The organism is Stenotrophomonas sp. TEPEL (genome assembly GCF_004348785.1).
In the GTDB taxonomy this organism is placed as follows: Bacteria; Pseudomonadota; Gammaproteobacteria; order Xanthomonadales; family Xanthomonadaceae; genus Stenotrophomonas; species Stenotrophomonas indicatrix.
The window spans coordinates 1238221-1250866 of sequence record NZ_QQXJ01000001.1; the positions used below are offsets into that span (position 1 = coordinate 1238221).

General features: G+C 65.4%; 11 protein-coding genes and 1 pseudogene. 6 read left to right on the plus strand and 6 right to left on the minus strand.

The features are described from left to right. Nucleotides 1-134 precede the first annotated feature (134 nt). The gene (locus TEP_RS05430) at nt 135-2930 is read right to left on the minus strand and encodes a TonB-dependent receptor (protein ID WP_132824552.1); all 2796 of its coding nucleotides are present in this window, start codon (nt 2928-2930) and stop codon (nt 135-137) included. A gap of 215 nt (nt 2931-3145) precedes the next feature. On the opposite strand from TEP_RS05430, the gene apbC reads away from it, so the two are divergent. Beyond that, the gene (gene apbC, locus TEP_RS05435; protein ID WP_132824553.1) at nt 3146-4000 is read left to right on the plus strand and encodes an iron-sulfur cluster carrier protein ApbC; all 855 of its coding nucleotides are present in this window, start codon (nt 3146-3148) and stop codon (nt 3998-4000) included. A 76-nt stretch (nt 4001-4076) separates the two neighbouring features. After that, nucleotides 4077-4643, plus strand: coding sequence for a dCTP deaminase (dcd, locus tag TEP_RS05440; protein ID WP_025876117.1), 567 nt, complete (start codon nt 4077-4079; stop codon nt 4641-4643). Between the two features lie 70 nt (nt 4644-4713). On the opposite strand, the pseudogene TEP_RS19890 reads toward dcd, so the two are convergent. The 3 genes and pseudogenes from TEP_RS19890 to TEP_RS05450 all read right to left on the minus strand — a co-directional run. Continuing rightward, a pseudogene (locus tag TEP_RS19890) lies at nt 4714-4875 on the minus strand (DUF5668 domain-containing protein); the annotation flags it as partial. Between the two features lie 15 nt (nt 4876-4890). Then, complete coding sequence (locus tag TEP_RS05445) at nt 4891-5313, minus strand: HIT family protein (protein WP_049447711.1); 423 nt, start codon at nt 5311-5313, stop codon at nt 4891-4893. Then, nucleotides 5310-5981, minus strand: a complete 672-nt coding sequence (locus TEP_RS05450; protein ID WP_132824554.1) for a dienelactone hydrolase family protein — start codon at nt 5979-5981, stop codon at nt 5310-5312. Before TEP_RS05450 ends, TEP_RS05445 begins: the two co-directional genes overlap by 4 nt. Before the next feature lie 205 nt (nt 5982-6186). Here TEP_RS05450 and rimO point away from each other — a divergent pair, with 205 nt between their 5' ends. Both rimO and TEP_RS05460 read left to right on the plus strand, forming a co-directional pair. Continuing rightward, complete coding sequence (rimO, locus tag TEP_RS05455) at nt 6187-7548, plus strand: 30S ribosomal protein S12 methylthiotransferase RimO (protein ID WP_132824555.1); 1362 nt, start codon at nt 6187-6189, stop codon at nt 7546-7548. Continuing rightward, nucleotides 7545-8363 (plus strand): DUF3025 domain-containing protein, encoded by an 819-nt coding sequence (locus TEP_RS05460; RefSeq protein ID WP_132824556.1) that lies wholly within the window; start codon nt 7545-7547, stop codon nt 8361-8363. Before rimO ends, TEP_RS05460 begins: the two co-directional genes overlap by 4 nt. Before the next feature lie 43 nt (nt 8364-8406). On the opposite strand, the gene greB is transcribed toward TEP_RS05460, so the two are convergent. Then, on the minus strand, nt 8407-8922 hold the full coding sequence (gene greB / locus TEP_RS05465) for a transcription elongation factor GreB (RefSeq protein WP_117310940.1): 516 nt from the start codon (nt 8920-8922) through the stop codon (nt 8407-8409). A gap of 77 nt (nt 8923-8999) precedes the next feature. Then, entirely contained in the window at nt 9000-10505 is a 1506-nt protein-coding gene (locus TEP_RS05470) for a helicase HerA-like domain-containing protein (protein ID WP_132824557.1), read from the minus strand. 122 nt (nt 10506-10627) lie between these two features. Between TEP_RS05470 and TEP_RS05475 the strand changes: the two genes are divergently transcribed. Together TEP_RS05475 and TEP_RS05480 are read left to right on the plus strand one after the other, a co-directional pair. Next, nucleotides 10628-12238: a transglycosylase SLT domain-containing protein gene (locus TEP_RS05475; protein WP_132824558.1), complete on the plus strand. Its 1611-nt coding sequence runs from the start codon at nt 10628-10630 to the stop codon at nt 12236-12238. Between the two features lie 23 nt (nt 12239-12261). Continuing rightward, the gene (locus TEP_RS05480) at nt 12262-12609 is read left to right on the plus strand and encodes a ribonuclease E inhibitor RraB (RefSeq protein ID WP_132824559.1); all 348 of its coding nucleotides are present in this window, start codon (nt 12262-12264) and stop codon (nt 12607-12609) included. The last annotated feature ends 37 nt before the right edge of the window (nt 12610-12646 follow it).

The following is a 12646-nucleotide window of genomic DNA, read 5'->3' on the forward strand; positions in this document are numbered from 1 at the left end:
AATGAATATGGAGTAAATGTTCGGATACTTAACAATCGAGATGTTCCAACGGTGATCGCCGCACATGCCTCGCCAAAAAAAAGGCCCCGCCGAAGCGGGGCCTGGTCCGGAATCAAACCCGGAAATCGACGGGATTACTTGCCGAAGTCGTACTTGGCCTGCACGTACACGGTGCGGCCGTAGACGTTGTACAGGTAGTTGTTGAACGGCGTGCCGGAGGTGCCCTGGTAGCTGTGAGCCTGCTGCTCGGGCATCTTGTTGAACACGTTGTTGACCATCAGCGACAGGGTCAGGTCATCCTGCACGCGATAGTTCACGCTCAGGTTGTAAGTGGTGTACGAAGCCCACTTGCCTGCCTTGTAACCCGACGCAGCATGGGTGTACTCGTAGCCGTTCAGGCCCGCCAGGTAGTTCGGGGTGTGGCCGATGTAGTTCGCGTACAGCGTGGTGGTCCACTTGTCCAGCGACCAGGCCACCGACGCGTCGGAACGGACCTTGGCGTAGCTGTCGTAGTTCCACATTGACTTCGGGTTGCCCAGCAGGTCCTGGAAGTCCTCGCCCGGCTGCGCCTGCACTTCACGCTTGAGCATGTTGGTGTAGTTGCCCGAGAACTGCAGCGAACCGAAGCGGCCGATGTCCTGCAGGTACTTGAAGCCGACGGTCACGGCCTGCAGGTTCTGACGGGCCACGTTCATCTTCGGGGTGTACAGCGAGCTCAGGTTGCCGGCCGAATCGCGCACGACCCAGTCAGCCACGTTCTGGCAGGTGGCCGAGGAGCCGTTCGGCAGGCCGTTGCGGCAGTAGTACTCGGCCAGCAGCAGCTGGTCGGTGCTGGCCGTATCGACCTCGTTCTCGATCTTCCAGTTGTAGTAGTCGGCCGAGATCGACAGGTTCGCCATCGGCGCCCAGACGATGCCCGCGTTCCAGACGTCGGCGGTGATCGGCTCCAGGTCCGGGTTGCCGGCACGCTCGGAGTAGACCGAGACGCTGTCCGCGTAGCGGCAGGCGTCGGTGTTGCCCGGCACGTAGCCCAGCTCGCCGCAACGGTAGTAGTCGGTGGAGTTGGCAGCGTAATAGCCGCTACGGCCCTGGAACGCGTCGGGCAGGGTCGGCGCGCGGAAGGCGGTGCCGTACTTGCCGCGGAACAGCAGGCTTTCGATCGGACGGAACTCGACACCCACGCTGTAGGTGGCCTTGTCGACGGTGTTGTCGGCGATCTTGAAGGCGTCATAGCGACCGGAAGCGGTCACCGTCAGCGACTCCAGCAGCGGCATGCGCAGCTCGCTGGTCACCGCGTAGTTGCTGCGATGACCGTTGCCGGCAACAGCCGACGAGCCCCACACGTCGCCGTCCAGCAGGCGCTGGTCGGGGCTGTAGTCCCAACCTTCGCTGCCGCCTTCGACGACCACGGCCAGGCCGGCATCACCGCCCGGCAGCGAGAACAGCGAGCCGTTGGTGACCTGCGCGCGTGCCAGGTTCTGCCAGGTGCGGCTGTGGTTGGTGGTGTAACCGGTGAAGCCAGCGAAGTCTTCCGGCGAGATCGGCGAGTAGAACGCGCCCCAGTTGGTGTTGTAGATGCCGAAACCATCCCGGGTGCCCAGCTGCGGGCCCAGCACCTTGTCGGCGAAGTAGCTGTTGATGGCATTGCCGAAGCGCTGGAACTTGCTCTCATCCAGGCGGTATTCGCCACGGGTGAAGCTCAGGCTGTAGTCCCAGTTGCCGACTGCCCCCTTGCCGCCCAGGGTGACCTGGTAGGCACGGCTCTTGTCGTTGTTCAGGATGCCCTTGTAGCCCTCGCCGCCGATGTCTTCCGGAGCGAACGCGCGCTGCAGGTTGACCAGCTTGCCGGACGCCTGGTCATAGAAGCCACCCATGGTGCTCTTGGTGCCCCACCAGAGGTAGTTCGAGCCCGAGGTGTATTCGGTCTTTTCCTTGCTGTACAGCACGTCGGCGAACAGCTGGAAGTTGTCGTTCACGTCGAAGGTCATCGACGAGTAGAACTGTCCGCTGTCCTTGCCGTTCTTCAGGGTCTTGTAGCCGGCGCCGAAGACCGAGCCGCAGGACTGGCCCGTCGGGCGGTTCGCCAGCACGGTGGTGCCGTCGAACTGGCCGGCAACGTTGGCGCAGTTGCTCGGGTCCATCATGTACAGCGCATTGGTCTTGGCGTCGATGACGGCGAAGTCGTTCGACGGCAGCTGCGCGGTGTAGCCGTTCGTGTTGTTCTGCTTGGTCAGGTCGCGCTGGTAGCCCCAGATCGGGTTGCTGCTTTCGATCTGCACGTTGACCAGTGCATTGAAGCGGTCGTCCAGCGCCGAGAAACCGTGTGCACCGCTGACGCGGAAGCTGCTGCCACCGCCTTCAGTGGAGGTGCCGCCACGCACGGACAGGCTGCCGCCTTCCATGTGGTCCTTCAGGATGATGTTGACCACGCCGGCGATCGCATCCGAACCGTACAGGGAGGACTGGCCACCCGGCAGGACTTCGATGCGCTCGACGATGTCGATCGGAATGCCGCTGATGTTGTTGAACGCGTCGCCGCCGTTGTACAGCGCCGGGTAGGACATCATCGGGCGGCCGTTGATCAGGTACTTGGTGTAACCCGGATTCAGGCCGAACATGCCAGCGGCTTCAGCGCCCTGGGTGAACGAAGCGGAGGTCTGGCCGCCCTGGATGCCGCCGGTGGTCAGCGAGGACTGCTGCAGCACCTCGGCAACGCTGTTGAAGCCGCGCGACTGGATGGCTTCAGCGCTGATGGTCATGACCGGGGTCTGGGTCTCGACCTGGGTCTGCGGGATCAGCGAGCCGGTGACGGTGATCTTGTCCAGATTGGTGGCCTTGTCCTGGGCCATTGCCGGCGAGGCGGCAACCAGGGCGGAGATCAAGGCGACAGCGAGGGTGTTGCGACGTGCGGAATTGCGAAGGTCTTTCATGTAGTTCCGTTCAGAGAGCAAATACGAGTACGGCACTGCGCATGCGCCATCGTGCGTGCCGTAGATCCAGCAACGCAGCCCAAAACCAGTGCTCAGCGAACGTAACATGAACTTAACAATCTGTGCACGAATCTGTAGCAATCCTGAATTTCAGTCAGCGTACGTCCAGCTTGTATGATGTTGGGTTATTCTTGTCGATTCACCCGGAGCCCGCAGTGAACAGTTCTTCCCGTCGTCCGCATGCCAGCCAGGTGCAGAAGGGACTGGCGCCGCATGCGCGCATCCGCAACGTGATCGCGGTGGGCTCGGGAAAGGGTGGAGTGGGCAAGTCGACCACGGCGGTCAACCTGGCCGTCGCACTGCGGCAGCTGGGGGCGCGCGTCGGCGTGCTTGATGCCGATATCTACGGCCCCAGCGTGCCGGCGATGCTTGGCTTGTCCGGTCGCCCGGAAAGCCCGGACAACAAGAGCATCGAGCCGATGCGGGCCTTCGGCGTGGACACCATGTCGATCGGTTATCTGGTCGAGGACGAAACGCCGCTGATCATGCGCGCGCCACGCGCGACGGCGGCGCTGACCCAGTTGTTCGAAGACACGTTGTGGGACGATCTGGACTATCTGCTGATCGATCTGCCGCCGGGCACCGGCGACATCCAGCTGACCCTGGTGCAGAAGATCCCGCTGGCCGGCGCGGTGATCGTCACCACGCCGCAGGACATCGCTACGCTGGATGCGAAGAAGGCGCTGAAGATGTTCGAGAAGGTCGAGGTGCCGGTGCTGGGCGTGATCGAGAACATGGCTGTGCATACCTGCAGCAACTGCGGGCATGTGGAGCACCTGTTCGGCGAGGGGGGGGGCGAGCGCATGGCGGCGCAGTACGGCGTGCCGCTGCTGGGGTCGCTGCCGCTGCAGATCGGCATCCGCGAGCAGGGCGATGCCGGTACCCCGATCACCGCCGCGCAGCCGGAATCGGCGGCGGCCCAGGCCTACCACCGTGCCGCCCAGCGTCTGGTCGAGGAGGTGGGCAAGCGCCCGCGCGCCTCGATCCCGATCCTGTCCTCGCTGCTGTAGGGCCCGCTGGCGGCTGCGGCGGCGACGCCCGGCCCCCTGCTAGAATCCTCGCGCCCCCTCGCACCCAGGACAGAGCATGAGCATCAAGAGTGACCGTTGGATCCGCCGGATGTCCGAACAGCACGGCATGATCGAGCCGTACGAGGCCGGGCAGGTCAAGCAGGCCAACGGTGAGCGCATCGTCAGCTACGGCACTTCCAGCTACGGCTACGACGTGCGCTGCTCGCGCGAGTTCAAGGTGTTCACCAACATCAACTCGACGATCGTGGACCCCAAGCATTTCGATCCGGGCAGCTTCGTCGATATCGTCGGTGACGAGTGCATCATTCCGCCGAACAGCTTCGCGCTGGCGCGCACGGTCGAGTACTTCCGCATTCCGCGCGACACCCTGGTGGTGTGCCTGGGCAAGAGCACCTATGCGCGCTGCGGCATCATTGTCAACGTGACCCCGCTGGAGCCGGAGTGGGAAGGCCACGTGACCCTGGAATTCAGCAACACCACGCCGCTGCCGGCGCGCATCTATGCCAACGAAGGCGTGGCGCAGATGCTGTTCTTCCAGTCCGATGAAGTGTGCGAGACCTCGTACAAGGATCGCGGCGGCAAGTACCAGGGCCAGACGGGTGTGACCCTGCCGCGCACCTGACAGCCTGCGTCAGCGCGTTTCGGTAGCGCCGGGCCATGCCGGTCACACCCGTCTGGCCCTGGTACTTGCCGCCGCGACCGAACAGGATCGCAATGCCTACGGCGACCAGGCCGAGCGGCCACCAGGTCAGCAGCAGGCGCGACAGGTTCAGGTTGGTCCAGCCAAGGTTGCTGGCCAGCATGAACAGGCCGATCAGGATCAGCAGGATGGCGGCAACGATATTGAATCGCATCGGATCGGCACTGGCTCAGGAATGGGCCGGATATCCTAGCCGTTCCTTCCAGTAGGCGACATGCTGGTCCAGTGCGGCCGGCTCATAGCGGTGCGCCGGGCCGCTGCCCCAGACCGGGCCGGGCCACGCCGGATCGCCGTCGTGGCGGCCGATGACGTGGAAATGCAGCTGGCGCACGATGTTGCCCAGCGCGCCGATGTTGATCTTCTCCACCCCGTCGGAGCCCTTCAATGCCTTGCAGGCGCGGTTGAGCTCGGTGCGCAGCTTGTCCTGCTGTTCACCGTCCAGCTCGATCCATTCGGTGACCCCGGCCAAGCGCGGGACCAGCACCAGCCAGGGGAATCGTTCGTCGTTCATCAGTCGCACTTGCGACAACGGGCCTTCGGCCACCAGCACGCTATCGGTGGCCAGACGTGAATCGAGTTCGAAATCGCTCATCCAAGATGCTCCGAGAAGAAGTCCAGGGTGCGTTGCAGCGCCAGGGCGGCGCTGTCTGGATCATACGCATGTCCGACCTCGCGGTTGAAGGCATGGTCGGCCGGATACACGTAGGTCGCCATCTGCGGCAGCTTCTCACGGTGCGCCTGGACAGCCTCCGGCGGGATGCTCTTGTCCTGCGCGCCGAAGTGGAACATCACCGGGGCCTTCGGCGCTTCATCCAGGAACTGCACGTTGCGCGCGCCGTAGTAGCTCACCGAGGGCAGGCCCAGGCGCAGCGCGGACAGCAGGGCGACGCTGCCGCCCCAGCAGTAGCCGACCGTGCCGACCTTGCCATGCGGTGCCAGCCGGGTTGCCGCAGCGCGGACCACTTCCAGTGCCTTTTCCATGCCCAGCGCGGTGACCCGTTCCAGTCCATCCTTCACGCCCTCGGGGCTGTAGGGCAGGGCATCGGGGTCTGCCTCGGGGCCGTCGACCAGGTCGAAGAACGACGGCGCCAACACGGCGTAGCCCTCGGCAGCAAACCGTTCGGCGACGCCGCGGATATGCGGGTTGGCGCCGAAGATCTCCTGCACCACCACCAGCGCGCCGCGGGGTTTGCCCTCGGGCAGTGCCTGCCAGGCACGGACCGGGCCGTAATGCGTATCCAGGGTGATCCATTCGGACATCGGGGTGTACCTCGTTGCAGGGGGGGCAGGCCCGCATTGTCGGTGCTGGGCGGGTTAGCGCGATGTCAGCGGTTGTGCGGGATCGGGCGGCTCGCGATTCAGAGGCCGCTACCCAACCCGGTATACTGGCGCCCTTTCAGGCCCCGGCCCCCAGGTCCCCCTGCCATGCCGGCAGGGGCCCAGGCCCCCAGAGTCCCGCGATTCCATGTCCCAGCTGAACCCCAAAGTCGGCTTCGTCAGCCTTGGCTGCCCGAAGGCCCTCGTCGATTCCGAGCGCATCCTCACCCAGCTGCGCTCGGAAGGCTACGACATCGTCCCGTCCTATGATTCGGCCGACGTGGTGGTGGTCAACACCTGTGGCTTCATCGATTCGGCGGTGACCGAATCGCTGGATGCCATCGGCGAGGCGATGAACCAGAACGGCAAGGTCATCGTCACCGGCTGCCTGGGCAAGCGCCCGGAGCAGATCCGCGAGGCGTACCCGAACGTGCTGGCGGTGTCCGGACCGCAGGATTACCAGAGCGTGATGGAAGCAGTGCATGCAGCGCTGCCGCCCAAGCACGACCCGTTCGTGGATCTGGTGCCGGACTACGGCATCAAGCTGACCCCGCGCCACTACGCATACCTCAAGATTTCCGAAGGCTGCAACCACCACTGCAGCTTCTGCATCATTCCGTCGATGCGCGGCAAGCTGGTCTCGCGTCCCGTGGACGAGGTGCTGCGCGAAGCCGAGCGCCTGGTGCGCGGCGGTGTGCGCGAACTGCTGGTGGTTTCGCAGGACACCTCTGCCTACGGCGTGGATGTGAAGTACGCCGAGAAGATGTGGCGCGACAAGGCCTACCAAACCCGCCTGAAGGCACTGTGCGAAGGCCTGTCCGAACTGGATGCGTGGGTGCGCATGCACTACGTCTATCCGTATCCGCACGTCGATGACGTGGTGCCGCTGATGGCCGAGAACCGGATCCTGCCGTACCTGGACATCCCGTTCCAGCACGCCAGCCCGCGCATCCTGCGCCTGATGAAGCGTCCCGGCGCCGTCGAGAAGACCCTGGAGCGGGTGCAGAACTGGCGCCGCATCGCGCCGGACATCACCGTGCGTTCGACCTTCATCGTCGGTTTCCCGGGCGAGACCGAGGCCGAGTTCGAAGAGCTGCTGTCCTTCCTGGACGAAGCGCAGCTGGACCGCGTCGGTGCGTTCGCCTACTCGCCGGTGGAGGGCGCTACGGCCAACACCCTGCCGGACCCGGTGCCGGAAGAAGTGAAGCAGGATCGACTGGCGCGTTTCATGGAGAAGCAGGCGCAGATTTCGGCTTCGCGTCTGGAAGCCAAGATCGGCACGGTGCAGCAATGCCTGGTCGATGCCATCGAAGGCGATATCGCGGTGGCCCGTTCCAAGGCCGATGCGCCGGAGATCGACGGCCTGGTGCATATCCAGAACGCAGACCAGGTGGCGTTGCGCGTGGGTGAGTTCGTCGACGTGGAAATCACCGAGAGCGACGAGCACGATCTCTACGGCGACGCACTGCCGCCGACCACGCGCCCGGCATTCGACCTCAAGGTGCTGTGACCGGGGCGGAAGCTGCTGATGGCGGCCCCCGCCGCTTCGTGCCACCGCTGCGTGCGGCGGTGGACAGGGCTGCGTTCGATCATCCGCTGTTTGCCGGTATCGCCGGGTTCGCTGATCTGCTGACGGCAGCTGACTGGCCACGCGTGATCGATCTGGACGCGCGCCTGGCGCTGCCGGACAAGCGCTTTGTTGAACAGGATGCGGCGTTGCTGGCCGACGGCCTGCACTACGAAACGCGCATTGCCGAAGGGCGCATCGCAACCCGCGCGGGCAACTGGCACGACTTGTTCAACGCCCTGGTCTGGGCACGCTACCTGCCGATCAAGTGCGCACTCAACGCGCAGCAATGCCGGCACATCGAGGGTAGGGCCGCAGGACAGCGCAACCGCGCGCAGGCCGCGCTTACCCAGTTCGATGAAACCGGCGTGGTGGGGCGTGTGCGTGACCCGGCATTGCTTGCAGCCTGGGATGCTCACCAGTGGCGCGTGCTGTTCGAGCCGATCCATTGGCAGTCAGGACGGATCGCCATCGCCGCGGTGTTCGGTCATGCCTTGATGGAACAGGCGCTGCTGCCGGGCCGGCTGCTGGTCGGTAAATGCGTGGTGCTGCAGGGCGATGAGGATGCGGGCTGCATCGACACGGTCGCGCGCGCCATCGAGGAGGGCAGGGTGCTGCTCGATCCATTGGAGCTGCGTCCGCTGCCATTGGCGGGTATTCCCGGCTGGCACACCGACCAGGCGCCAGCCTTTTACGCGAACGACGATTATTTCCGTCCGCTGCGCGAAGGGCGCCGCTATCCGCCGCCGCTACTCTAGAAGCTAGCCCATGGCCGGCTGAGCGCCGCTGCCCGCCACAGGCTCAGCCGTTGGCCGCAGCCTCGTACTCCACACCGATCACCGCAAAGGTGTGGTTGCCACTGGGCAGTTCTACTGAAAACTCATCATCCAGGCGTTTCTTCAACAAGGCCCGCGCCAAGGGCGAATCGATGCTGATCCAGCCCAGCCCCGCATCGGTCTCATCCGGCCCGACGATGCGGTAGCGGCTGGTCTGCCCGCTGTCCACGTTCTCCAGCTCAACCCACGCACCGAAGAACACCGCTTGCGGATCGGTTGGCGTGGTGTCGACCACGCGCAGTGATTCCAGGCGCTTGGTCAGGTAGCGCACGCGACGATCGATCTCGCCCAGCTGCTTCTTGCGGTAGGTGTATTCGGCATTCTCCGAGCGATCGCCTTCGGCCGCGGCGGCTGCCAGCGCCTTGACCACCTCGGGTCGACGCACCCGCCACAACTCATCCAGCTCGGCCTTCAAGCGTGCATGGCCGGCGGCGGTGATCAGCGCGGTGCTCTTTTCTGCGGGGGGACGCCAACGCGACATGTAATGCGGATTCTCGTGCGGAATGAAACAACCACGGCGCGCCGTCGCCGGCGCGCCGCAAATGAACTGCGGGGCTCTCAGCGCTTGCCGCCGAAAATGCCACCGAGGATGCCGCGCACGATCTGGTTGCCCAGCTTGGTGCCGACCGTACGCGTGGTCTGCTTGGCCATCGTTTCGATCATGCCCTGGCGGCGCTTGGTACCGAAAATGGCGTCCTTGATCGACTGCCCGAAGCCGCCTTCCTGTGCCTCGTCCTGTTCACGGCTGCGCGCGGCCGGCGCATCGGCCTTCTCGACGGCCTTCTGCGCGCGCTGGGCCAGCAGTTCGGCTGCCGATTCGCGGTTGACGGCAGTGTCGTAGCGCGTGCCGACCGGGCTGCCGGCACGCACCTGCACGCGCTCGGCCTCGGTGATCGGCCCCATGCGGCAGCGCGGCGGGGCGATCATCGTCTGCTGCACCGGCATCGGCACGCCCTTGTCCTGCAGTGTGGAGACCAGCGCTTCGCCGGTACCGAGCTGGCTCAGCACCTTCACCACTTCCAGCTTGGGGTTCGGCACGAAGGTCTCGGCGGCGGTCTTCACCGCCTTCTGGTCGCGCGGGGTGAATGCGCGCAGCGCGTGCTGTACACGGTTGCCGAGCTGGCCAAGGATGTTGGCCGGCACGTCGTCCGGGAACTGCGAGCAGAAGTACACGCCCACGCCCTTGGAACGGATCAGCCGCACCACTTGTTCGATGCGCTGTACCAGAGCGGGCGGCGCATCGTCGAACAGCAGATGCGCTTCGTCGAAAATGAAGACCAGCTTCGGCTTGTCGAGGTCGCCCACTTCCGGCAGCTGCTCGAACAGCTCCGACAACAGCCACAGCAGGAACGTGGAGTACAGCTTGGGCTTGAGCACCAGCTGGTCGGCGGCAAGGATGCCGATGACACCGCGGCCGTCATGGTTGACCCGCATGATGTCGGCCAGTTCCAGCGCCGGTTCGCCGAAGAAATGCTCGCCGCCGTCCTGCGCCAGCCGCAGCAGGGCGCGCTGGATGGCGGCCACCGACTGCGCGCTGACCAGGCCGTATTCGGTGGAGATGTCCTTGCGCTCCTCGGCGACCAGGCCGAGCAGGGCGCGCAGGTCGTCCATGTCCAGCAGCAGCAGGCCGCGGTCGTCGGCCAGCTTGAACACGATGTCGAGCACGCCGGCCTGGGTGTCGTTCAATTCCAGGATGCGGGCCAGCAGGGTCGGGCCCATCTCGCTCACGGTGGTGCGCACCGGGTGGCCGAGCTTGCCGTACAGGTCCCAGAACACGGTGGGGCTGGCGGCCGGGGCATAGTCGCTCACGCCGATCTCGGCCGCGCGCTTGAGCAGGTTCTCGGCGCCGGTACCCGGCACGGCCAGGCCGGAGACATCGCCCTTCACATCGGCCAGGAACACCGGTACCCCGATCCGCGAGAAGCCCTCGGCCAGGGTCATCAGGGTCACGGTCTTGCCCGTGCCGGTGGCGCCGGCGACCAGCCCATGGCGGTTGCCGAGTTTCGGCAGCAGGGTGACAGCCACATCGTCGGTGATGCCTTTGCCGAGCAGAATCGGATCCATGGTCCAGCCCTTGTGATGAATGTGCCAATGTTAACCGCCGACGGTGACGGGCCGAAGGTCGGCTTGCCCCGACGTTGGCAGCGCCGCTACTCTGCCTGCCTGTTTCATACACAGTGCCACCAATGCCCGTTCCTGTCCTGATTTCCCGCACCTGGCCGCTGCTGGCCCTGGCTGGCCTGGTTTCCCTGGCACCGGAGGCCCACGCACAGCGGGTTTCGGCCCGGGACAAGGTGAAGGTGGATGCCCTGCAGCAGCGCATGACTGCAGCCGAGAAGCGCTACAGCGATGCCGTTCTGCTGGTGGCCAACGCCGATCCGAAGGGGCGCAACGAGGCCGATGCCGCGCTGGAGGACATGGAAGATGTCATCAGCGAATGCGTGAAGCAGAAGGGCTGCCAGATGAGCAACATGCTGGCGACCTACAAGCGCCTGCTCAAGCACGATGCCGATGCCGCCGCCGATGATGACGTGGCCGATGAAGCCGGCGACCGCCTGGAAGCCGACCCGGACCATGTCGGCCCGCTGGCTGCCGACGTGCCCGAGGCGGCCCGCGCAGCCGCGCTGCTGAACGACAAGCGCCATGCCTTCGACAACATGGTCGAGTACAACCCCGCCGTGCAGGCCGGCATCCGCCGCTGGCTGACCGACATGCGCCCGGCGCTGATGACCACCTACGAGAACTACCAGAACCTGCGTGCGGTGATGTGGCCGGAATGGGAGAAGCGCGGCCTGCCCGAGGCGCTGCTGTTCGGCATCATGGCCAAGGAGTCCAATGGCCGCGTGCACGCATCCTCACGCGCCGGCGCCGCGGGCCTGATGCAGTTCATGCCGGCCACCGGCCGCCGCTTCGGCCTGGGCCCGGACGGTACCGGTTTCGATACCCGCTTTGATGCGCGCAGCGCCGCTGAAGCCAGCGCGACGTACCTCAACGAGCGGATGCGTGAGCTCAACAACAACGTCGAACTGTCTCTGGCCGGCTACAACGGCGGTGAGGGCCGCGCGGCGCGCGTCTACAAGCAGTACCCGGGCCAGAGCTTCTGGGTGGACAGCGTCTACAACCAGTTCCCGGGCGAAACCAAGGACTACGTGCCGATGGTGATCGCCGCGTCCTGGATCTTCCTGCACCCCCAGCAGTACGGCGTGGAGTTCCCGAAGATCAACGCGCAGCCGGCCACCATCCGCCTGGCGCGCTCGACCACGATCTACGAACTGACCATCTGCCTGGGCAGCCATGGCACCCGCGATGGCTACATGCGCGCATTGCGCAACCTCAACCCGCGCTATGAGGCCGATGGCTGGATTCCGGCAGGAACCCTCATCAACGCCACCAACCGCATTGCTGGCCTGTACGCGCGCAACTGCGTCAGCGGCCCGCGTGCGGATCTGGCCCGAACCCTGATCACCGCTGACCTCAATGCCGCGATCGTGCGCCCGAGCGCCGCCAGCTACACCGGCAGCGTGGCCGTGGGCGGGGTGGTGCCGGTGGTTGATCCCAATGCCGCCAGCAGCGTGCCGACCACGCCCGCCGCGCCGGTGGCTGCGCCGCGCCCGGCGCCGGCCCCGCGCGACAAGCCGGCCCGCAGCTACAAGGTCGGCAAGGGCGAGACCCTGGGCCGGATCGCCGCGAAGTTCCAGTGCGATGTGCCGGTGCTGGCCCGCGCCAATGGCCTCAAGGCCCCCGGCTACAGCCTGCGCCACGGCCAGGTGCTGAAGCTGCAGGGCTGCGACAAATAATCTCTCCGCACTCTGGATATCGCATGGACCTCGAAGAAACCCGCAACCTGTTCACCAACCTCCGCGAGAACACTGACTGGGACCTGGACGCCCCGCTGCTGTGGGGGTACTTCTTCGTGCACTCCACCGCCGAGCCGCTGCACGCACTGGCCACCCACCTGCAGGCACAGGGTTATGTGCTGGTGGAAGTGTTCGAGCAGGAGCCGGAGGACGGTGAGGCTGCATTCCACGTGCTGCATGTGGAGCGCGTGGAAGTGCACGACGAAACCTCGCTGGACAAGCGCAACCAGGAACTGAGCGCGCTGGCCACGCAGATGGGCGTGGAAGACTACGACGGCATGGACGTCGGCCCGGCGCCGACCCTGCAGTAACGCACCTGTCCGGTAGTGCCGGCCGCTGGCCGGCATC